This is a genomic window from Hymenobacter sp. BT730 (genome assembly GCF_030542105.1).
Taxonomy (GTDB): Bacteria; Bacteroidota; Bacteroidia; order Cytophagales; family Hymenobacteraceae; genus Hymenobacter.
Genome location: NZ_JAUOFB010000005.1, coordinates 103,917 through 124,871 on the forward strand (window position 1 = coordinate 103,917; position 20,955 = coordinate 124,871).

A 20,955-nucleotide genomic window follows, 5' to 3' on the forward strand; every position below is an offset into this window, starting at 1 on the left:
CTATAATCCAAAAATGTGATTTTACCCGGATAGATAAAAACCCGCTTTAAATCCATCTGAGCAAGTATTTGGCAAAAGCGGAGGCCGGCCTTACAATATGATTTTCTTTTATTAACCTCTTCATAGCGTGAGACTTCGATAAGCCTGCTACTTTTGTACCGTTTTTCACTTAAACCGTCATATGAAAACACTTCTTCTCCGTCTGAGTATACTGATGTTGCTCGCGGTGGCTTTTAGTAACACTGGCTGGGCTCAAGGCACAACCACAGCAGCCATGAACGGTACTATTACCGACAAGGCTGGCGCCGGGCTTCCTGGGGCAACGGTTATTGCCATCCACACGCCCACCAACACGCAGTATGTAGCCCCGACCAACTCGGAAGGCCGCTTCAACATCCAAAACATGCGCGTAGGTGGCCCGTACACCGTACGGGTAACCTTTATTGGCTACAAGGATGCGACTCGTGAAGGCTTATCTCTGTCGCTGGGCCAGAACCAGCGCTTAGACATCAACCTGAGCGAGGCTACCACGGAGCTGGGCAACGTGACCGTAACCGGTCAGCAGAACCCAGTTATCAATTCTGACCGCACGGGTGCTGCTACCACGGTAGCCCGCGAGCAGATTGAGCGTCTGCCTACGATTAACCGCTCTTTGAGCGACTACACCCGTCTCACGCCGCAATCAAACGGCAACAGCTTCGGTGGCCGTAGCAGCAGCTTTAACAACGTGACCATTGACGGCGCTATTTTTAACAACGCCTTTGGTCTGCAGTCTACAGTAGGTAGCCAGGCAGGTGCTCAGCCTATCTCGCTGGATGCTATTGACCAGATTCAGGTAAGCATTGCTCCCTTCGACGTACGTCAGGGCTCGTTCACCGGCGCCGGCATTAACGTAGTAACCCGTTCCGGCACCAACAAATTTACTGGCTCGCTGTACGGTTTCTACCGCGACCAGGCCCTGGTAGGCCGCAAAGTAGGCGACTTTGAGCAGGACTACCCCAAGTTCCGCCTGCACAACGAAGGCTTCCGTTTTGGCGGCCCTATCATCAAGGACAAAGTATTCTTCTTCGTAAACGCCGAGCGTGAACGTCGTAACGACCCGCCGACGGGCAACTTCACGGCTAACCGCTCTGATACGCCTCCGGCAGTGGGCTCCCAGACCTCGCAGGCATCGGCCCGTGACCTGGAAACCCTGCGCACGTTCCTGCAGGATAAGTATGGCTTCAGCGCTGGTGACTTTGAAAACTACCAGCTCCGCTCCAACAGCGACAAGGCTACCGTGAAGCTGGACTGGAACATTACCCAGAACCACCGCTTCAACATCAAGTACAACTGGTTGCAGTCGTATGCTGATATCCCTCCGAGCACCTCGGGCGCTATCAACAACCAACGCTCCCAGTCGCAGTTTGGTCTGCCCTTCTCGTCTTCTTACTACACCATCAATAACAACCTGAACTCGTTCATTGCTGAATTGAACAGCACCTTGGGTGGTGGTAAGTACTCGAACAATCTGACGGCTGGCTTCACGGCTTTCCGCGACTTCCGCGAAAGCAGCGGCGGTATTTTCCCGCTGGTTGACATTGGTACCCAGGTGGGCCGTAGCACCGGCGCCGGTCTGAATGGTATTACAGCCTCAAACTCCCTGACGACGTTCGGTTACGAGCCCTTCTCGGCTAACAACATCCTGAACTCGGATGTAGCGCAGATTGGTGACAACTTCACGGCTTACCTGGGCAAGCACAACGTAACGGTGGGTACTTATAATGAGTACTACAAGTTCAAAAACGGTTTTGCTCCGAACTACTACGGTAACTACTCCTACAACTCGCTGGAGGATTTCTACGCTTCGGCCGGATATAACTACGACCGTAGCACAGGTGCTTACACGCCGTTGGCAGCTGGCGAAACCCGTCCGGGTCCGGCCCGCTACAACCTGCAGTACTCGGCTCTGCCCGGCGGCTTCCCCTTCGCGGAAATCACCGCTGCTCAGCTCGGCCTGTATGCCCAGGACGAATGGTCGCCGCTTAATAACCTGAAAGTAACGTATGGCCTGCGCGCCGACTTACCTTTCCTGACCTCTGACCTGCAGCAGAATACCAATGTTGCTGCCCTAACCTTCCGTGATGGTGTAAAAATCAACACGGGTGAAGTACCTGAGAAGCGCGTGCTGCTTTCACCCCGCGTTGGTTTCAACTGGGACGTAAACGGCGACAGCAAAACGCAGCTGCGCGGTGGTACGGGTATTTTCACCGGCCGCGTTCCGTTTGTATGGCTGTCTAACCAGGCCAGCAACAATGGTGTGCAGTTTGGCTCGTTCAGCACTGCTGGCTCGGTACCTACTACTTCGTCTAACGGTACGGTTAACCCCAACGCTTCGATCTATCCTTTTGACCCGAGTGTCACTGCGTATGTTCCGAAGAATGCCTCGGCCAACACGGCCTATAACCTGGCTGTAACGGATAAGGATTTCAAATTCCCACAGGTATGGCGCACCAACATGGCCGTTGACCAGGAGCTGCCCGGTGGCATCATCGGTACGCTGGAAGCGTTCTACACCCGCGACCTGAACGCTGTATACCATCAGAACGTGAACCTGCCCGGCAGCGAGAGTGCTCCTTTCGCTCGTGCGAACGGTGCTGACAATCGTCCGATCTTCTACACTTTTGGTGCACCCCTGACTGGCGCTAATGCCGGACTCGTGTCTACTACCCGGAATTACCAGATTTACGGTTCAGTTCCAAGCAGCCAAGGTGGTAACACGGCTGCCCGCCCGAACATCAGTGATGCCATCGTAATGAAGAACACCAACAAGGGTTATTCATACGCTGTTACGGCCCAGTTGCAGAAAGCCTTCACCAGCGGTCTGTTCCTGAGCGCGGCTTACACTTACTCGGACGCTCGCTCGGTAAACGATGGTGGCTCTATTGCCCAGTCTATCTGGCGTGACCGTTCCGTCTCCGGTGACCCGAACGCCGAAGCACTGAGCTACTCGCAGTTCCTGCAGCAGCACCGCGTAATTGGTTCGATGTCGTATCGTAAGGAGTACCTGGGCCACCTGGGCACTACGCTCTCCATGTTCTTCGAGGCTGCTCCAGCCGGTCGCTTCTCGTATGTGTACTCCGGTGACATGAACGGCGACAACCAGACGTCGAACGACCTGATGTACATCCCCCGCAACCAGAGCGAAATCAACCTGCGTGACATTACGCTGACGGCTGCTCAGGGTGGTGGCGTTTACTCCGCTGCTCAGCAGTGGGCTGACCTGGATTACTACATCAAGCAGGACAAGTATCTGAGCCAGAACCGTGGTGAATATGCGGAGCGTAACGGTGCTGTTCGTCCATGGCAGAATCGCCTCGACGTACGTCTGTTGCAAGATATCTTCACCGAGATGGGTGAAAACCGCAACACGCTGCAGCTGAGCATTGACATCTTCAACGTTGGTAACCTACTCAACAAAGACTGGGGTACTTTCCAGACGGCTAACCGCACTAACCCACTGACGTTTGATGGCTACAACGCTCAGGGTCAGCCAGTATTTGAGTACCGTTACCTGACGAACCCATCTACCTCGACGGTAAATGGTGTTACCACGGTAAACTCTGCTGTTCCTCTGTCCCGCACCTTCCGCGACGATACCGGTGGTATCGGCTCGCGCTGGCAGGGTCAGGTTGGCCTACGCTACATCTTCAACTAAGTCAACGGCTTAGTAACTTTAAGAGGGCGGAGAGGTTTCTCCGCCCTCTTTTTTTATAAAAAATGCAGCCTGGAGCTTGCAGATTCAGATATCGGCTGTACTTTTGTACCACCAAATGCTTCTCGGCAGCTGGTATTTGAAATAAGGGGGATTAGCTCAGCTGGCTAGAGCGCTTGCATGGCATGCAAGAGGTCATCGGTTCGACTCCGATATTCTCCACTTTTCTTTAAAAGCCTGACTTCATCAGTCAGGCTTTTTTTATGCTCTTACTTAATGGTCTATTGAAGTTGATACTACGCCTCTTCCCACAAAAAAAGCCTGACCGATGAAGTCAGGCTTTTTTGTGGGGAAGAGGTACCGGAACAAACGAATAGATTGGGTGCCTTACGAAGTTAAACGAATAGCCCTTCTACAGACAGGTACCGCTCTCCGGTATCGTAACAGAATGTGAGGACGCGGCCACCCTGGGGAATTTCCTCTAGCTTTTTGGCAACGGCTGCCAGGGAGGCCCCAGAGGATACTCCTACAAACAAGCCCTCTTCGCGGGCGGCTCGCCGAGCCATGTCATAAGCTTCCTGCTGGCTGATCTGAATGGTGCCGTCCAGCACTTCCCGATGCAGGTTTCCGGGAATAAAGCCAGCTCCGATACCTTGTAATGGATGCGGCCCTGGTGCACCACCGCTGATAACCGGTGAAAGCTCCGGCTCTACCGCAAACACTTTTAGGTTAGGGAATTTTGGCTTGAGCACCTCCGCCACGCCGGTGAGGTGGCCACCGGTGCCTACACCCGTAATATAATAGTCGAAGCCATCGGGCGCATCCCGCAGAATTTCGGCGGCGGTGGTTTCGATATGGACTTTCACGTTGGCCGGGTTATCGAACTGCATGGGCATCCAGGTGCCAGGCGTGTTCTGAACAATTTCCTGAGCCCGCTCGATAGCACCTTTGGTGCCTTTCTCGCGGGGAGTTAGTTCCAGTTCGGCTCCGAAAGCAGCCATCAGTCGGCGGCGCTCAATGGACATCGATTCCGGCATGACAATAGTAATCTTGTAGCCTTTCACGGCCGCTACCATAGCCAGCCCTACGCCCGTATTGCCGGAAGTAGGCTCCACAATGGTCATCCCCTGGATGAGGGTGCCATCCTGCTCTGCCTGCTCTACCATGGCCAGAGAAATCCGGTCTTTAATGCTACCGCCGGGGTTGGCACGTTCCAGCTTCATCCAGACTTCTACATCGGGGCGGTGTGCAAAGAGGCGGTTCAGGCGCAACAGCGGGGTGTTGCCAATAGTATCCAGAATGGTGTTTACTTTCATGAGCTATGCTTCAGTGTAAATGGTGTCAGATAGAAGAATGGATAAAAACGCTGGCCCCGGGCATGGGGCAGGATTCTGCTCAGATCGAAAATGTAAAGTCGGCAGTGGGGTCTTCCGTACGGGTGACATGAATCTGGGCGCGGTGGTACACCCTGGAATGGGAGGGTACACTTTCCGTTAGCCAGACATTTCCTCCAATAATACTGTGGCTACCAACTACCGTGCTGCCTCCCAGAATAGTAGCGCCGGCATAAATAACTACGTAATCTTCAATGGTGGGGTGCCGCTTGATGTTGGCCAGCTCCTTTGTTACACTGAGTGCCCCCAGGGTAACGCCCTGAAAAATCTTTACATGCCGCCCAATTACGGCTGTCTCGCCAATAACTAATCCGGTACCATGGTCGATGCAGAAGGAGGAGCCAATCTGTGCGCCGGGGTGAATATCAATACCGGTACGGGCGTGGGCGTACTCACTGAGCACGCGTGGCAGTAAAGCAATTTTTAGTTGATGCAGAGCATGTGCCAGCCGGTATAAGGCAATGGCATAAAACCCCGGATAAGTACGCACTACTTCAGTTTGCCCCTGCGCGGCCGGATCGGCAGCCACAATGGCGGCCGCATCCTGCAGCAGCAACTGGTGCAACGCCGGCAGGCGGCTAAACAGATGCGTGGCGGTTTCCCGGGCTATATCGGGTGCCATAGGCAAAGCCGTCAGAATAGCTGCTAGCTGCAACTGCAGCTGCTCCAGCGTAGAATCAATGGCCTCTTCCGTAGGTAAAGAATGCTCAGCACGCTCCGGAAACAGTACATTCAGTACCTGCTCAGCTAATTGGCATAGGGCCTCTCCCGGCACGGGAGCAGCGACCTGTTGATGAGCCTGAGCAAGCGTGCGAATAAACGACGAATCCATAAGAACAATAGCAAATCAACGCGTAAGAATACGGCTACACCGAGGACAGAGCGTACATAACTCTGGCCTAACCCGAAGGTTTAGCGGAGAGTAACCGCACACCTCCGCTGCGCGTTAGATTGGAAATATAGTATCTGGTCTTTCATATTCACCATATCAGTACCTTTTATGGCCGACACCACCATCACCAAAGTTGATTCCGCCTACTCGCCTAAGGGCCACGATGGCGAGAAATATCTCGCATCCGGGATTCACATGGCCATGCGCCTGTGGGAAAACGAACAACCTGCCGCTGCCAAAGAGCCGGCAGCCCGCCCGTATGAAACAGTGGGCTACGTTATTAGCGGACGGGCAGAGCTACATCTGGCCGGGCAAATGGTGCTGCTGGAGCCCGGCAACTCCTGGGTAGTGCCCAAAGGGGCTGAGCACAGCTATAAAATACTGGAGCCTTTTACGGCAGTAGAAACTACTTCTCCCCCGGCCCACGTGCACGGCCGTGAGGATAAGTAAGGATTTGGCCTCCTTTAACCGAAACTGCCCTGCCCGCAAAAACGGGCAGGGCAGTTTCGGTTACTAAGCAGTAAGGTTTATCCCATTAGCGCAGACTGAGTACTACCCGCACACCAGTAGCATCCAGACTTTGCCAGGGTGTGGCCGATACATGCCCAATAGAACGGCCCGGGTTTGGCTTGTGTCCCCAACGGTTGCGGTGCGTGAGGTAGCCTAAGTGCGCTGAGAGAATACCGATACCGGCTCCGGCCACCACGTCGCTTTGCCAATGGCGGTTGTTAAGCATGCGCAAAGCAGCCACACTGGTAGCCAAGGTATAAGCTCCCACACCGTACCACTGGCTTTTATCACGAAACTCGGTGTGGACAATGCTGGCCGCCAGAAAGGCCTGGGCTGTGTGGCCTGAGGGAAAAGACTGCATATTGGAACCATCGGGCCGACGAATGTGCGTGGTGTATTTCAGGGCCATAACGGCCGCTCCGAATATCAACTCCGACTTGATCACTACCAAAGCCATGTTCAGCCGGTCGTTGTGCGATTCTACGCCGGCCAGCGTAGTAGCGGCTAGTTCCAGGTAAGGTGCTAGCACCAGGTAATCATCTACGTGAGTATGGAAGTTGGGGAATTGGCGGTGCAGGTCGCGCTGTGCATCGTAGCTGCTGTATAGGCCATTGCCATTAATGGTAGTGAGGCCATACCCTATCAGTAATGCCGGAATGGCAGTGGCGCGCACCACCTTGGTCTGATACCAGCGATTCGCCTTTCCGGGAACTTCGTACTTGTGCACCGAGTCGGCTGGGGCGGTAGTTTGGGCATTAGCTGGTATGGGGCTTAAGCCAATGCTAAACCAAACCAGAATAATGGCGCAGTAAGACTGCCAGTGAGAGCCAAGAAAAGTGGGCTGATTTGAGTTAGTAAACAAAGAAAATCATGTTAAATACCTAACAAATATAACAACTCATTCTCATGCTGAAGGGAAGCACCTTTTATGTAATAATGCTTGTCACCTAGTGTGAATTCATACAAATCAGTATTTAAAATTTGCTTTTTAGTCAGCATTATTTCTGTTAAAGCACAGGAATTAGATTGTGCATTCATACACAACCATGGATAGGTCTTAAAACAGACAAAATCATCTTGCAAACTCAATTCGCTGATAACTCTATTCATGAATTTCCCAGCTCTTATAACGCCAGTGTAATAATACCCCCACCCTACCACCAATACATCTAATGCATAACAATAGCCCCTATAGGGTGAATCACCTACTTTAGCCCAAGTGGCAATAAGTAAAATTGTAAGGCTAATAGGCCCATAAAAATATATAGTGAGACGAGCGTTTCTTTCCATATTTTCAAAATATTGGTAGCCCGCCTCATTTGCCTTAAATACAATTTTCACCTTTCTTATATTAGTTGTCTGTCTATGGCAGCAGTTCAATTCGGTCAATCCTATCCCCTATCTGCAGCTTGCTGACGATATCCATTCCTTTCTCTACCTGCGCAAAAATGGTGTAGCGGCCATCCAGGTGCGGTGTGGGCGAATGGGTGATAAACCACTGGCAGCTTTCCGTGTCTTTGCCCGCCGAGGCCAGGCCCACGGCTCCTTCACTGTAGCGCAGATCAGCAAACTCTGAGCGCAGATTATAGTCGGAGCTGCCCCAACCGTCACCGCGCGGGCAGCCGCCCTGCACTACAAAGTTGGGTACCACGCGGTGAAAGTTCTTCTCATTATAGAACCCCGCTTTCACCAGCTGCACAAAGCTGGCCACCGAGCCTGGAGCCTGCTCTACCAGCAAGACCAGCGTAACGGGGCCTTTGCTGGTATGCACCACCGCTTTCTGATTAACCGGAATTGTCTGCACCACATTCCAGTCAATGGGGTGCGTGGCGGCTTTGGCTATGGGCTGAGCAGTAGGGGCTTTTTTCTCCAGATAGTCAATGGTAAGCTGCACCGACTGCCAGGCCTCCAGGTCGCGGGGCAGCACCAAGCGGCGCTGCGCCTCCCGCAGGAACGCAGTACCGGGCAGCTCAGTGCCTAGCGCCAGCTTGGGGTCCCGGATAGCCTCGGCCGCCGTGCCCATCAACGCTACATCGCCACTGCTGATGGCCTTTTTCAGAGCCTGAGCAAACGCGGCGCGCTTATCTGCCGGAAAGGACGCCTGGTTGCGCATGGCTACCAGCGCTTCTATTCCATATGTACCCAGCACCACGGGCTGGCCGGATGCAAATGTGGCCTGCTCTACAAATGGATAGGCCGCAGGGTCTTCGCTTAAAGCCTTCAATAAATAGCCCTTTTCGTATACTGAGCTAGTCTCGGCAAACCGTTTCTCAATTGCGGTCCGGATATCAGCGCGGGATGGGCCCTCCTGCCGGAGGGCGGCCGCCAGCAGCGTCGCCCGTACGCGCCAGGGAGCTGTTTTATTGGCTTTATCCAGAAACAGGGTGCCAGGCTCCCCGGTAGCATGGACCAGAAAGAACTCGGCGGCTGTTAGAGCTACGTGTTCTTCGCTATCGGCCAGGGCATCCCAGGCAGCTTCCTTTACCGGGACGTACATGGCTTTCGTCATGGCACGCAGGGCACTTAGCCGCACCCGGTAGTCTTTATCCCGCCGAGCCAGCGCAGCCAGCGTGGCGGGCACTTCAGGAGCATTTACCTTGCCCAAGGCCAACGTTGCGGCAGCCCGTACGGCATAGTCAGGGTCGGTTTGGCAGGCTTTGGTAATTTGAGCGGCAAAGGGAGTCAGGTTGAGGTTGCGGATGCGAGCCAGGGTGTTGGCCGCTGCCAGGCGGGCCCGGTAAGGCGTAGGCATGGCCAACAGCTGCACCACGCGGGTAACAGCTGCATCCGAGGTAATACCTCGCAGCCCCGCCCGATACAGGCCCCATGCCTGCCCTACCTGGGCGCTGGTGTCCTGCAGCAATGGGGCGGGCAGCCGCACCAGTGTTTCAAACGATGCGCGGGAGGTACTACGCCCCAGGGCTTCCAGCACGTAGCGCCGCACTGCCCGGTCGGACTCGGTGGTGATGCGGGCGGCTAGAGCTTCCTGGCCGGCGGTAGTATCAGCTGTTTGTCCTAGCGCGAAGGCGGCAGCCCGGCGCACGGAGGCATCAGGGTCAGCGGATAGCAACCGGGCCAGTGCCGGCACGGCCGTACGGTCCTGCACGGAGGCAAAAGCCAGCGCGGCCTCTCGGCGGTAAAGAGCTTCCGGGCGCTCCAAAAAAGGGAGCAGCGTACTGGTGCTGCGCTCATCCTGAGCTGTAGCTATCTGCCGCAGCGTAGCATCAGCATACTTATTGGGAGGGCCAGGAGGCGCGGAATTCGCGGAGCTGGAAACCGGAACACGGGGGGCGCAGGCCGTTAGGCACAGGAGCAGGGCAGCGGCAAAAGTAGCCCGGGAGGAGCAGGTAGGGAGGTGCATACGCAGCCAAAGTAGCCAAATTCTCGGGAGCCTGCCACTGGCGGGCAGGCTTCGGCGTGGTTTTAGCTGAGCGCAGACAAATCCGGTCTGCTCCTTACCTTCGTCCTCTATGAACTCTTCCCTACTCCGTCGTTGTACGCTGCCCGTTCTGGGCCTGCTGCTGGCTGCTGCCTCCTGTACTGCTCCGCGTTCTGTTATCCACTCGGGTAAGGTTACGCCCCGGGGGCAGTTTAAAGTGGGCGGTGATGTTATTTTCAATGTAGGAACCAAAACCCTGAGCGAGCTGGGTAATGCGGTGAAAGACGAAGCCGCCGCCGCCGCCAACAAGGATACTGTCAACTATAATAAACGGTTTGAGCGGGTGCAGACCGCGGCGCTGGCCTATGTGCTGGACCCCATTCAGCCCAATTCCGACCTATACCTGCGCTATGGCTTGCTGGACCGGGTAGACGTGGGTTATAAGTATGCCTTCGGCACCCACGTATTCGATGCCATGTACCAGTTCCTGGGCCCCACGGGCACTCCGGAAAACCCCGAGGGCGCGGCTGGTGCCACCTATGGTAGCATTGGCTTTCAATATGCTACCCAACGGGCCAAGCTGCCTAGTGTGCCTTTTTTGGATGATGTGGCAACATTCCTGAATTTCCGGGCCACCCGCCACGACCTGATGATACCGCTGGTCTTCAGCCGCTCATTGGGGCCGGAGGAGGAAATTGGCGCGCTGTCCTATGGTGTGGTTTATAACCATACCTTTCTGCGCTACGGCTTTGAACCACAAAAGCTTTTCCTGCCGGGCAGCAACACCCCAGTTGCCGGGTTAGTACGTCGTAATAACTTCGCCTCTTTCGGCATGTTCGTAAACGGTAAGTTTGGCTTCCGCTACGCTTATATTCTGCCGGCGTTATCAGTGTTCTACCAGAATTACGGCACGTACGAGCTCCTGAACGGCGCCTCCTCTAAGATGAAAGGCGTCACGTTCATTCCTTCCCTGGGGCTGCAGTTCCGGATTCCGGCCGGGCGGCGGTAAGTCAGTCGGCTTACTTTTCGTTGTTGAGGTAGCCCTTTGTAAATACGCGGTATTCATCGAAAATGGAGCGCACAGAGCGGCGTAGAACCGTTACGCCCTGCGTACCGGCGGGCACGGTTACGCCCCCGGCATACCCATTCCAGATAGCGCGGTTAGTCCGATTATCAATCAGGGTAATGAGCAGGGTACCATCCCGCAACAGCAAGCGCAGGGGCTGGTAGGCCTCCCGCTGACTCATCGGCGTGGTTTCCGTCTCTACCTGGCCCGAGGCCAGCCAGGAGGTAAAAGCAGGCTGCGCAAACCCCCGAAAGCGCAGGTCGCCCTCATACACGTTAAAGTTTACCAGTAAATCGGGGCGGCGGTCCGTGAGCTGGTAGCCTTGCTGGCGCAACCGGGTGCGGATGGCGTCGCGCAGGATTCGTCCCAGCTTGCTGGTGTCAGCGGCCAGTCCGTCGCCGGAGACGAATGAGAAAGTGCGGTAATACCGGAAGTCGGCCTTATAGCTATAATCCGATTCAATCTGGGCCTCATAAGCGGTAAAACAGCCTGTGAGTGAGAGACCAAGGGCGACTAGTAGGATGGCAGATGGTTTCATAGGCTTATAATAGATATTGAATAAGTAAGATACTGATCTTACCGCAGCTTATCTACTGATTTCCAGACCAAAATGGATTCCTTGCCCTGAAATATTTTGGCCTTTCCCTTTCCCTATTTTCCACTACCGATACCCGGCTGCCTGCAGCTGAAACAGCTCAGCATAGCGCCCGCCTTTGGCCAGCAGCTCGGCATGAGAGCCAATTTCCACAAACTGCCCGTGCTCAATCACCAGAATCCGATTCGCCATGCGCACCGTGCTGAAACGGTGACTGATGAGTACGGCCGTTTTGCCTTGAGTAAGGTCAGCGAAGCGCTGGAATACTTCGTGCTCGGCGCGGGCATCTAAGGCGGCCGTGGGCTCGTCCAGAATCAGGAGCTGGGCGTCCCGCATATAGGCGCGGCCCAGGGCTATTTTCTGCCATTCTCCTCCGCTTAGGTCTACCCCTTTAGAAAAGCGCCGGCCTATTATCTGGTTATAGCCATCGGGCAGCTTGCGCACTACGGAGTCGGCCAGGCTTTGCGCGGCGGCCTGCTCAATGCGGGGCTGGTTGTCTTTTTCGTCGATGCGGCCTACGGCCAGGTTCTGGCCGGCGGATAGCTGGAACCGGACAAAATCCTGGAAGATGACGCCTATTTCCTGGCGCAGCTCGGCGGGGTCGTACTCGCGCAGGTCATAACCATCGAGCAGAATGCGGCCTTCGGTGGGGTCATAAAGCCTGGCCAGCAATTTAACGAGGGTGGTTTTCCCCGCACCGTTTTCGCCTACCAAAGCCAGCTTTTCCCCGGCATGCAGCGTGAAGTTGAGATGGCGCAAAGCCCAGCCGGCGGCGTTGCGGTACTTGAACCCTACATTCTCGAAGGTAAAACCTTGTTGAATAGGCCGCGGGAAAGGCCGCACGGGCTGGGCTTCGTTGCGCACAATGCGGGGCTGCAGGTGAAAAAAGTCGAAGAAATCCTGCAGGTATAAGGCGCCTTCGGCTACGGAGCTGAAGCGGCTCAGAATGCCTTCCAGCAAGCCCCGCATCCGCCCGAAAGAACCCGCCAGGAAGGTAAGCTGGCCAATGCTGATGGCCCCTTTTACGGCCTGACTAATGATGTAAACATAAGCGGCGTAGTACCCGGCGGCACCAACGGCAGCGAAGAAAGCGCCCCACCCGGCCCGGCGAAGGGCCAGTACTTTGTTTTTCTGGTAAAACTCATCCGAAAGCACGCGAAACCGGTCAATCAGAAAACCAGACAGGCCAAAGATCTTAACTTCCTTAGCCGTTTCATCGGAAGCACCTGTCTGGCGTAGGTAGTCCAGTTCGCGCCGTTCCGGCGTCCAGGAATGTACCAGCGAGTAGCTGCGCTCATTAAAGTGCGACTCGCCCAAAAACGCCGGTATCACGGCTATCAGCAACAGCAATAGCAGCCAGGGGTTGAAAGCGGCCAGACCTACAGCCAGAAACAGCATGGTAATGACGTCCTGTGCCTGCGCCAGCACCTGCGACATGAGTACGGTGCGGGAGAGAGTTTGGCGGCGGGCGCGCTCCAGCTTATCATAGAAAGTGCTGTCTTCAAACTGGTCCAGGTCCAACTCGGCGGCGTGTTCCATCAGTCGCACCGAGGAACGGTTGGCAAACAAGTCGCCCAGCAGAGAGTCGAGCAAAGCCACGGCCCGGCCCAGCGTATCCGAAAGCACCGCTAGCCCAAACTCCAGCGCCAGCAAGCCCAATACCGGCGTGAGCACACGCTCGGCCGAGGGCAGACGGCTGAGGCTGACAACCGTATCCAGGATCAGCTGACCCACATATAGCATGGCCAGTGGAAGGGCTGCCCGCACCAGGCGCAGGGCCATATTACTGAGGGTGAGTGCGGGGCTGGTTTCCCAGATTAGCCGTAGAAATGCGGGCAAATGCCGAAGCGCCGATACCCGCTCGCGCACTGTTAGCGTGGGCTTACCATCGGGGCGCGGGCGTTTAGCAGAAATTGATTTAAAAAAAGAGGAGAACCAGGACATATGCAGGGGCAATGGCACACTTCGCGCCGAAGTGAAACGCCGGCCGTTTTGGCAGAACACACTACCGCCCGGTAGGTGCTACAACCAACAGAACACCTTGCGGTTCCTGCTGATTCTGCAGATCCTACCGGGCGGTATGCGTTACCCGCTACAGCGGTTAGTACGGCCGGGCTTCGTGGGCAGTGGCTTCGGCCTGCTCTACGGCCTGGGCATTTTTGCTTTCATTAGCCTGGGTAGCGCCAGCCTGATGTTTCTGGGCATTGCGGATGCCTTCGGCTACGCGGCGGCCCCAGTCCGGGTCGCAATTCGTGCAAAGCTCAATCATCTTGTCCTGCACTTTCTGGTTGGCATCAGCCAGGGCGCCTACCATGTTATTGATGAGGTCGTCCCGCTCCCAGTCTTCGTGCAGACGGTACCGCTCGCCGGCCTGCTTGAAGTTATTCTGCCGGTCGATGGTTTCCCGAATCAGGCGGCCTTTGTACTCGGGCATGTGGTCAGGGGCGGTGCGAGGCGCTTCCTTGAGGCCGTTCAGGCTGCTGGGCTCGTAGTTGATGTGCAGATTCTGACCGGGCGCGGAGTCCACATGGTAGGCCATCTGGCCGTCGCGCTGGTTGGTAGCTACGTGCTTTTTGGGCGCGTTGATGGGCAGCTGCAGGTAGTTAGTACCCACGCGGTAACGCTGCGTGTCGGAATAGGAGAACGTGCGGCCCTGCAACATCTTGTCGTCGGAGAAGTCGAGGCCGTCCACCAAAACCCCGGTACCAAATGCGGCCTGCTCTACCTCCGCAAAGTAGTTTTCCGGGTTGCGGTTCAACGTCATCTTGCCTACGGGCAGGAACGGAAACTGCTCCTGAGGCCAGATTTTGGTATCATCCAGCGGGTCGAAGTCCAGTTCCGGGTGCTCGTCGTCACTCATAATTTGCACGCACAGCTCCCACTCCGGGAATTTACCCGCCTTGATGTGGTCGAACAGGTCCTGGGTGGCGTGGTTGAAGTTCTTGGCCTGAATAGCTTCGGCTTCGGGCTGCGTGAGGTTTTTAATACCCTGCAGCGGCTCCCAATGGTACTTCACCAGTACGGCTTCGCCCTGGGCATTTACCCACTTATAGGTATTCACACCGGAGCCCTGCATTTGCCGGTAGTTGGCCGGAATGCCCCAGGGCGAGAACAGGAACGACACCATATGCATGGCCTCGGGCGTGTTGCAGATGAAGTCAAAAATTCGCTCCCCACTCTGCCGGTTGGTGACGGGGTCGGGCTTCTGGGAGTGAATCAGGTCCGGGAACTTCATAGCGTCGCGGATAAAGAACACCTTGAGGTTGTTACCTACCAGGTCCCAGTTGCCATCCTCAGTATAGAACTTCACGGCAAAGCCACGGGGGTCACGCAGGGTTTCGGGCGAGTGGCCACCGTGTCCTACCGTGCTGAAGCGCACGAATACCGGCGTTTGCTTGCCTTTGGTGTTGAAGAGCTTGGCGCGGGTGTATTTTTCAATCGGCTCGTCGCCTACTTTACCATAGGCTTCAAATACGCCGTGGGCACCCGCGCCCCGGGCATGCACCACGCGTTCCGGTACCCGCTCCCGGTCGAAATGGCTGATTTTTTCCAGAAACTGATAGTTCTCCAGCGTAGCCGGGCCGCGGTTGCCCACGGTGCGGAGGTTCTGGTTATTGGTGAGCGGGTGACCTTGGCGGGTGGTGAGGGTCTGGCTGTTTTCGCCGGCGGCCGTGCGCTGGTCCTGCGAAGAACCGGCCCCTGTTACAGCCGTGCCAGTGCCATCAGCCGGCGTATGACCTTTTCCACCAGCGGCTTTTTCTTGCTCTTTATCCATAAGTCCTATCGAGAAATGATGATTTGCACCTAAAATACCAAGCAGACAGGCAGTCTGTTTATAAATGCATCAACAAAATTTTGGTCTTTATGAATGGCAACACTTTCCGTAATGGCTTTATCCTGGCGGGTACTGGCTGAGGCCGTTACCTTTGTTGTAATGCCCCTTCCCGTTACCTCCTCTCGTGTGTACAACATTGGCTTCTGGCTGATGTCGTTGTCGTCGTTTCTGTTTTTCCTGAGCTTTAATATGCTCGTGCCGGAACTGCCCGACCACCTGACCCGGCTGGGCGGTGCTGACTACAAGGGACTTATTATTGCGCTGTTCACACTTACTGCCGGCCTTTCCCGCCCTTTCAGCGGTAAGCTGGCCGATACCGTGGGGCGCATTCCGGTGATGGTATTTGGCTCTTTGGTTTGCTTTGTGTGCGGGTTCTTTTACCCCTGGGCCACCACCGTTTTCGGCTTTCTTTTCCTAAGACTAGTCCACGGCTTCAGCACCGGTTTTAAACCTACTGGCACGGCCGCCTTCATTGCCGATATTGTCCCACTGAACCGGCGCGGCGAGGCCATGGGTATGCTGGGGGTAGCAGGCTCCCTGGGCATGGCGGCGGGCCCCGCGCTGGGCAGCCTGATTACGCAATGGTTTTCGCTGAACACCATGTTCTACTGCTCCTCTGGCGCGGCGCTGCTGTCGTTGCTGGTGCAGGGCACGCTCACGGAAACGCTTCCTCAGGATCAGCGGGAGCGGTTTAGCTGGCGTCTGCTGCGGCTCAACTGGGGCGAGATACTAGAGCCGCGGGTGCTGGCCCCGTCCCTGGTCACGCTGCTGTGCCTGTTTCCGTATGGCGTAATTCTCACGGTGGTGCCCGACCAGAGCCAACTGATGGGTACCACCAATAAGGGCTTGTTTTTCACCTGCTACACCGTAGCCTCGCTGGTAGTGCGGCTGGTAGCCGGCCGTGCCTCTGACCGCTACGGCCGCGTGCCGGTGCTACGTGCCTCTACGGCGCTTATGCTGGTTTCCCTGCTTGTGCTGGCCGGGGCACATTCCCTGGGAGTTTTTCTGCTGGCCGCCGTACTCTTTGGGCTGGCAGGCGGTATAAACTCCCCTACCCTTTATGCCTGGACCATTGACCTGAGCCACTCGGAACGGCGCGGCCGGGCCGTAGCCACTATGTACATTTTTCTGGAAGCCGGTATTGGCCTGGGTGCCTTATTGGCCGGCTGGCTCTACGGTAATGTGGCCGCCCATCTGCCCTATGTCCATTATGTAAGCGCCGGACTTACGCTCATTGCTTTAATTTATCTGTTCGTTGGGGTTCGCGCGCGCCATACGGCCTAACGAAACTTTTGTTTAGGATCTGGCATATTATTTTTAATGTGCAGCCTCTCCCAGTATAATACAACTCCCTTAATTCTGTACATTTGGAGAAGCGTACTGGGCTTGTACTCTGGCAAGAGCGCATGCGGGTACCTATGTGCTTATAAAAGCAGCTATTTCATTCTTTTACCTCTTATTACTTGTGTTGAATCCTTTACGAATCAGGCAGCGCGTGCTGTTGCTGGCCATAGTTTGTTGCGGCTTTTCGGGTCAGGCGCAAGCCCAGGCAGATCCTATTAAGTTTGGTAAAGTCAGCGTAGCTGATTTCACGCCGCTAGCGGCAGATTCTGCTGCGCCGGCGGTGGTATTGTGCGATTTTGGCGTGTCGAAAGTGGTGGGCGGCGACGATGGCTTCCGCCTGAACTTTGAACGCACCACCCGGATCCTGATTCGCCGCAAAGCCGGCTATGATTGGGCTACTGTAGAGGTACCGCTCTATCATCATGATGAGCGGACGGAGCGCATTAAGGCACTTAAGGGCACCACCTATAATCTGGAGGGCGGCAAGCTAGTTGCTACCAAAATGGGCAACGAGAGCATCTTCCGGGACAAGGTGGACGAGCACTTCAATAATTGCCGCTTTACCCTGCCTAATGTAAAGGAAGGCTCTATTATCGAATTTACTTACACCCTGGATTCCGACTTCCTTTTCAACCTGCAGGACTGGCAGTTTCAATACACCATTCCCGTGCGCTGGAGCGAGTACCGCACCCTGATTCCGGCTTACTTCCGCTACAAACAGATTACGCGCACCTACCTGCCTTTCACGATTCAGGAAGAGAAGTCAGTACCATATTCTACCCGGGTGTCGCAAACCCTGGATGGGCGGCTGGACAAGCAGGACATTCCCATTTCAACCAATGCCCTGAGCAGCCGCTGGGCTATGCAGAATATCCCTGCCCTGCAGAAGGAGCCTTTCATGACTTCCAACCGCGACTATTTTTCCTCAGTCGAGTTTGAGTTGGCGGTGATTCAGTATTACAATCAACCCCCGAAGGATGTAGCCAACACCTGGGAAAAGATTGCGGAAGACCTGTTGAAAGAAGAGTACTTTGGACATGATCTGAACCGCACTTCGCCAATAGCCGCCGCTATGGCCGAGTTGCCCGCTCGCTACCCCGAAGAACAGGCCCGAGCCGCTGCGGTAGTGGCCCAGGTACAGCAAGCCGTGAAGTATAATGGCGAAGAGCGGTTTCTGACCCAGGTTTCCCTGAAACAGGCCGTGAAGAATGGGCAAGGAAATTCGGCGGCGGTCAACCTGCTACTAGTGCAGGCCCTGCGCGAAGCTGGTCTCAATGCCAACCCACTGCTGTTAAGCACCCGCTCACACGGGCACGTGCTGCTGGATATGCCCGTGCTCAATCATTTTAACTATGTGGCAGCCCACGTGCGCCTGGCCGATGGCAAGGACTTTCTGTTGGATGCCACTGACCCGTTGCTTCCTGCGGGCATGCTGCCGGAGCGCTGCCTGAACGGGCAGGGCCGTTTAATTACGGATATCCCTGCCCAAAACCGCTGGGTTTCCCTGGCCCCGGCGCAACGACATACGGAGTACAGCAACGCCAACCTTACTTTGGCGCCCGATGGTACCCTGCAGGGCAAAGGCCATTGGGAATGGGGCGGTTATGCTGGTCTGGAAGCCCGCGCCACCGGCACCACCGACCTGGTGCGCACCCTGCGCCAGCATCTCGGCGACGAAACCCCAAACCCCGCCCCGGTTCTGCCTGCAGCCGCCGATATCAGTAAGCCGCTGGCGTTGGATATGACTGTTCAGATTCCGGGGAGCGAAGCCGGAGCTGCAGGAACTATCTACCTCGCCCCTATGAAGCATTTTGGTTTGACAAGCAACCCGCTCCGGGCTGAAAACCGCTACTTCCCGGTGGATTTCGGTACGGGGCGCGACAGAACACATCTGCTCACTATTACACTGCCCAAGGGATATAGTGTAGCGGAACTGCCTAAATCCCAGGTTTTCACGCTTCCCAATGGAGGTGGTCAATTCCAGTACTCCTGCCTGCAGCAAGGCAATACTATCAGTATAACCAGCAGGCTGAGCCTCCCCAAGACCCAGTACCCTACAACTGAATACAGTGCCCTACGGGAGTTATATGACCGGGTAGCGGCCAAGCACGCCGAGCCCTTGGTGCTGAGCAAAATCACTAACACGCAGCCTTAAACTGCCTTTCTCTGCCTTTTCACTTCTATTTTCCTTTTATGATATCACGCGTACTCTTATCCTGTGGCCTGACCGCGGGCCTGGTACTGACTGGCCTTACCCAGGCCCATGCGCAAGCCGACCCTATTAAGTTTGGCAAGCTGGACCCAAAGGACTTCGACGCCAAAAATTTTGTAGCTGACAGCGGAGCCGAGGCCGTTATTCTATGTGACTTTGGCCGTTCCCGCATTGACTATCAGCAGGATGGCTTCCGGGTAGTATTCGACCGTATTACCCGTATCAAAATCCTGAAGAAATCAGGCTACGATTGGGCTACGGTCCGCATACCCCTATACAAGAAAAACTCGGGCGAGGAAAAGGTCACAGCCCTGAAGGGTATGACCTATAATATGGTGAACGGGGAAATGGTAAAAGAAAAGCTTGAAGCGACGGGCATGTTTACCGAGCAGGTAGATGTCAATCATTCGGCCCGCAAATTCACCCTGCCCAATGTGAAGGAAGGCTCCGTTATTGAGTATGCCTATACAGTTGCCTCCGATTTCGTCTATAACTTTCAGGATTGGCAGTTTCAGCACACAATTCCGGTGCGCTGGAGTGAATACCGCGCCAACATTCCGGAATACTTCGATTATAAGATGTTGATGCAGGGCTATGAGCCCCTGGAGGTGAATGAGCACCCAATATCTACTGGTCAAATGACGGTGCGCTGGTCAGGCCAAACCAAGTTCGGACTGGCAGATACCCGGACGGCGGGGGGAGCTGAAACCCTCACTCCCCAGGTGACCAACCACCGCTGGGCTATGAAGAATGTGCCTGCCTTCCGCGACGAGCCTTACATGACGACCCGGCAGGACTATATTGCCCGCATTGATTTTGAACTGGCCGGCACCAAAATGCCCGAGCAGCCATATGATATCAAGCTAGGCACCTGGGTAAGTGTGGGCAATGAGCTGATGGGCAACGAGAACTTTGGACTGCAGCTAAACCGTACCGGCTTCCTAAAAGCCGAGGTAGCAGCTATTGTAGCGAAATACCCCGACCCGACGGAGCGCGCCGCCGCTTTAGTAGCTCTCACCAAACAGAGCATCGGCTTTGACGGTAACGACCAGCTCACCAGCAACGATGGCATTCGCAAGGCATTTGAGCAGCACCGGGGAAACTCTGCCGATGTAAATCTGCTGCTGATTGGCTTGCTGCGGGATGCCGGCTTAACCGCTACCCCGGTTATCCTCAGCACCCGCGACCATGGCCGCATCGATGAAAACGTGCCTATGGTTAACCGTTTTAACTATGTACTGGCCCACGTAGCTCTACCCGACAATAAAGAGCTCCTGCTGGATGCCACTGAGCCCCTGGCCAGCGTGGGTATGCTGCCGGAGCGCTGTCTGAACACCATGGGCCGTCTGATTCCCGACAAGGCTGATCAAGGGCGCTGGATTGAAGTGGCCTCCTCACAGCGCTACGTGCATTTCCAGATGGCGCAACTGGCGCTGGATGAGCGGGGTGGTCTGACCGGAAAAGTGCATGACGAGCACGGCGGCTATCAGGCTCTGCAGGCCCGGACCAAACTACATGCAGACGGGGAGAAGAAATATGTGGAGAATAACTACCTGAAGGCTAATGAAGGCTGGGAGATATCGAAATATACTTTCCAACAGAAAGACGTGCTCAGCAAGCCACTGGCACTTGATATGGAAGTGAAAGTGGCCGGTGGTGAGGCCGCTGCCTCCACCATCTACCTTAGCCCTATGCGGCATTTCGGGGAAAACCGTAACCCCTTCCTGCTGGAAAACCGCCTCTTCCCGGTAGACTTTGGCGCCGCCCACGATGAAACGCACATGCTCACTTTCACGCTGCCCGCTGGCTACGAGGTTGAGGAGCTGCCCAAGAGTGTGCTGGTAAGCCTGCCTGATAATGGGGGCCGCTTCCAGTACAGTGTTACCCCCAGCCCCGCTGGTCTGCAGGTAGTAAGCCGCATTACCTTCAGCAAGCCGTCGTACTCAGCCGAAGAATACGCGGACCTGCGAGAGTTCTACAATCATATCGTGGCGAAGCACGCCGAGCAGATTGTGCTCAAAAAGAAATCCTGAT

General features: G+C 55.5%; 14 protein-coding genes and 1 tRNA gene. 7 read left to right on the top strand and 8 right to left on the bottom strand.

Annotation, left to right across the window (positions count from 1 at the left end; translation table 11 throughout):
- The first annotated feature begins 274 nt into the window (after positions 1-274).
- Both Q4G72_RS14210 and Q4G72_RS14215 read left to right on the top strand, forming a co-directional pair.
- Positions 275-3,697: a TonB-dependent receptor gene (locus Q4G72_RS14210; RefSeq protein WP_303312096.1), complete on the top strand. Its 3,423-nt coding sequence runs from the start codon at positions 275-277 to the stop codon at positions 3,695-3,697.
- A gap of 145 nt (positions 3,698-3,842) precedes the next feature.
- A tRNA-Ala gene (locus Q4G72_RS14215) sits at positions 3,843-3,916 on the top strand.
- 173 nt (positions 3,917-4,089) lie between these two features.
- Here Q4G72_RS14215 and cysK read toward each other — a convergent pair.
- Both cysK and Q4G72_RS14225 read right to left on the bottom strand, forming a co-directional pair.
- Positions 4,090-5,010, bottom strand: coding sequence for a cysteine synthase A (gene cysK / locus Q4G72_RS14220; protein WP_303312097.1), 921 nt, complete (start codon positions 5,008-5,010; stop codon positions 4,090-4,092).
- A 79-nt stretch (positions 5,011-5,089) separates the two neighbouring features.
- Positions 5,090-5,920 carry a serine O-acetyltransferase gene (locus Q4G72_RS14225; protein WP_303312098.1) on the bottom strand — a complete coding sequence of 277 codons (831 nt, stop codon included), beginning with the start codon at positions 5,918-5,920 and terminating at the stop codon, positions 5,090-5,092.
- A gap of 168 nt (positions 5,921-6,088) precedes the next feature.
- Between Q4G72_RS14225 and Q4G72_RS14230 the strand changes: the two genes are divergently transcribed.
- On the top strand, positions 6,089-6,430 hold the full coding sequence (locus Q4G72_RS14230) for a cupin domain-containing protein (protein ID WP_303312099.1): 342 nt from the start codon (positions 6,089-6,091) through the stop codon (positions 6,428-6,430).
- Positions 6,431-6,515: 85 nt separating this feature from the next.
- On the opposite strand, the gene Q4G72_RS14235 is transcribed toward Q4G72_RS14230, so the two are convergent.
- Genes Q4G72_RS14235 through Q4G72_RS14245 form a run of 3 tightly spaced genes read right to left on the bottom strand, consistent with a single transcriptional unit; the run spans position 6,516 to position 9,851 of the window.
- Complete coding sequence (locus tag Q4G72_RS14235) at positions 6,516-7,352, bottom strand: phosphatase PAP2 family protein (protein ID WP_303312100.1); 837 nt, start codon at positions 7,350-7,352, stop codon at positions 6,516-6,518.
- An 11-nt stretch (positions 7,353-7,363) separates the two neighbouring features.
- Entirely contained in the window at positions 7,364-7,831 is a 468-nt protein-coding gene (locus Q4G72_RS14240; protein ID WP_303312101.1) for a hypothetical protein, read from the bottom strand.
- A gap of 22 nt (positions 7,832-7,853) precedes the next feature.
- Positions 7,854-9,851, bottom strand: coding sequence for a HEAT repeat domain-containing protein (locus Q4G72_RS14245; protein WP_303312102.1), 1,998 nt, complete (start codon positions 9,849-9,851; stop codon positions 7,854-7,856).
- A gap of 109 nt (positions 9,852-9,960) precedes the next feature.
- Between Q4G72_RS14245 and Q4G72_RS14250 the strand changes: the two genes are divergently transcribed.
- Positions 9,961-10,878, top strand: coding sequence for a hypothetical protein (locus Q4G72_RS14250; protein ID WP_303312103.1), 918 nt, complete (start codon positions 9,961-9,963; stop codon positions 10,876-10,878).
- A gap of 10 nt (positions 10,879-10,888) precedes the next feature.
- Here Q4G72_RS14250 and Q4G72_RS14255 read toward each other — a convergent pair whose 3' ends face one another.
- The 3 genes from Q4G72_RS14255 to Q4G72_RS14265 all read right to left on the bottom strand — a co-directional run bounded on the left by Q4G72_RS14255 (position 10,889) and on the right by Q4G72_RS14265 (position 15,305).
- Positions 10,889-11,473: a DUF4136 domain-containing protein gene (locus tag Q4G72_RS14255; RefSeq protein ID WP_303312104.1), complete on the bottom strand. Its 585-nt coding sequence runs from the start codon at positions 11,471-11,473 to the stop codon at positions 10,889-10,891.
- A 123-nt stretch (positions 11,474-11,596) separates the two neighbouring features.
- Positions 11,597-13,474 carry an ABC transporter ATP-binding protein gene (locus tag Q4G72_RS14260; protein ID WP_303312105.1) on the bottom strand — a complete coding sequence of 626 codons (1,878 nt, stop codon included), beginning with the start codon at positions 13,472-13,474 and terminating at the stop codon, positions 11,597-11,599.
- Positions 13,475-13,631: 157 nt separating this feature from the next.
- The gene (locus tag Q4G72_RS14265) at positions 13,632-15,305 is read right to left on the bottom strand and encodes a catalase (protein ID WP_303312106.1); all 1,674 of its coding nucleotides are present in this window, start codon (positions 15,303-15,305) and stop codon (positions 13,632-13,634) included.
- A 111-nt stretch (positions 15,306-15,416) separates the two neighbouring features.
- Between Q4G72_RS14265 and Q4G72_RS14270 the strand changes: the two genes are divergently transcribed.
- The 3 genes from Q4G72_RS14270 (at position 15,417) to Q4G72_RS14280 (ending at position 20,954) form a co-directional block, all read left to right on the top strand.
- Positions 15,417-16,649, top strand: coding sequence for an MFS transporter (locus tag Q4G72_RS14270; RefSeq protein ID WP_303312107.1), 1,233 nt, complete (start codon positions 15,417-15,419; stop codon positions 16,647-16,649).
- Positions 16,650-16,830: 181 nt separating this feature from the next.
- Positions 16,831-18,864, top strand: a complete 2,034-nt coding sequence (locus Q4G72_RS14275; RefSeq protein WP_303312108.1) for a DUF3858 domain-containing protein — start codon at positions 16,831-16,833, stop codon at positions 18,862-18,864.
- A 38-nt stretch (positions 18,865-18,902) separates the two neighbouring features.
- On the top strand, positions 18,903-20,954 hold the full coding sequence (locus Q4G72_RS14280) for a DUF3858 domain-containing protein (protein ID WP_303312109.1): 2,052 nt from the start codon (positions 18,903-18,905) through the stop codon (positions 20,952-20,954).
- Position 20,955: the final 1 nt, after the last annotated feature.

What these genes read in the sequence shown, in the direction of transcription:
- Q4G72_RS14210 (WP_303312096.1), top strand. Translation starts at nt 275, where the DNA reads ATGAACGGTACTATTACCGACAAGGCTGGCGCCGGGCTTCCTGGGGCA.
- cysK (WP_303312097.1), bottom strand. Translation starts at nt 5,010, where the DNA reads ATGAAAGTAAACACCATTCTGGATACTATTGGCAACACCCCGCTGTTG.
- Q4G72_RS14225 (WP_303312098.1), bottom strand. Translation starts at nt 5,920, where the DNA reads ATGGATTCGTCGTTTATTCGCACGCTTGCTCAGGCTCATCAACAGGTC.
- Q4G72_RS14230 (WP_303312099.1), top strand. Translation starts at nt 6,089, where the DNA reads ATGGCCGACACCACCATCACCAAAGTTGATTCCGCCTACTCGCCTAAG.
- Q4G72_RS14245 (WP_303312102.1), bottom strand. Translation starts at nt 9,851, where the DNA reads ATGCACCTCCCTACCTGCTCCTCCCGGGCTACTTTTGCCGCTGCCCTG.
- Q4G72_RS14250 (WP_303312103.1), top strand. Translation starts at nt 9,961, where the DNA reads ATGAACTCTTCCCTACTCCGTCGTTGTACGCTGCCCGTTCTGGGCCTG.
- Q4G72_RS14255 (WP_303312104.1), bottom strand. Translation starts at nt 11,473, where the DNA reads ATGAAACCATCTGCCATCCTACTAGTCGCCCTTGGTCTCTCACTCACA.
- Q4G72_RS14260 (WP_303312105.1), bottom strand. Translation starts at nt 13,474, where the DNA reads ATGTCCTGGTTCTCCTCTTTTTTTAAATCAATTTCTGCTAAACGCCCG.
- Q4G72_RS14265 (WP_303312106.1), bottom strand. Translation starts at nt 15,305, where the DNA reads ATGGATAAAGAGCAAGAAAAAGCCGCTGGTGGAAAAGGTCATACGCCG.
- Q4G72_RS14270 (WP_303312107.1), top strand. Translation starts at nt 15,417, where the DNA reads ATGGCTTTATCCTGGCGGGTACTGGCTGAGGCCGTTACCTTTGTTGTA.
- Q4G72_RS14280 (WP_303312109.1), top strand. Translation starts at nt 18,903, where the DNA reads ATGATATCACGCGTACTCTTATCCTGTGGCCTGACCGCGGGCCTGGTA.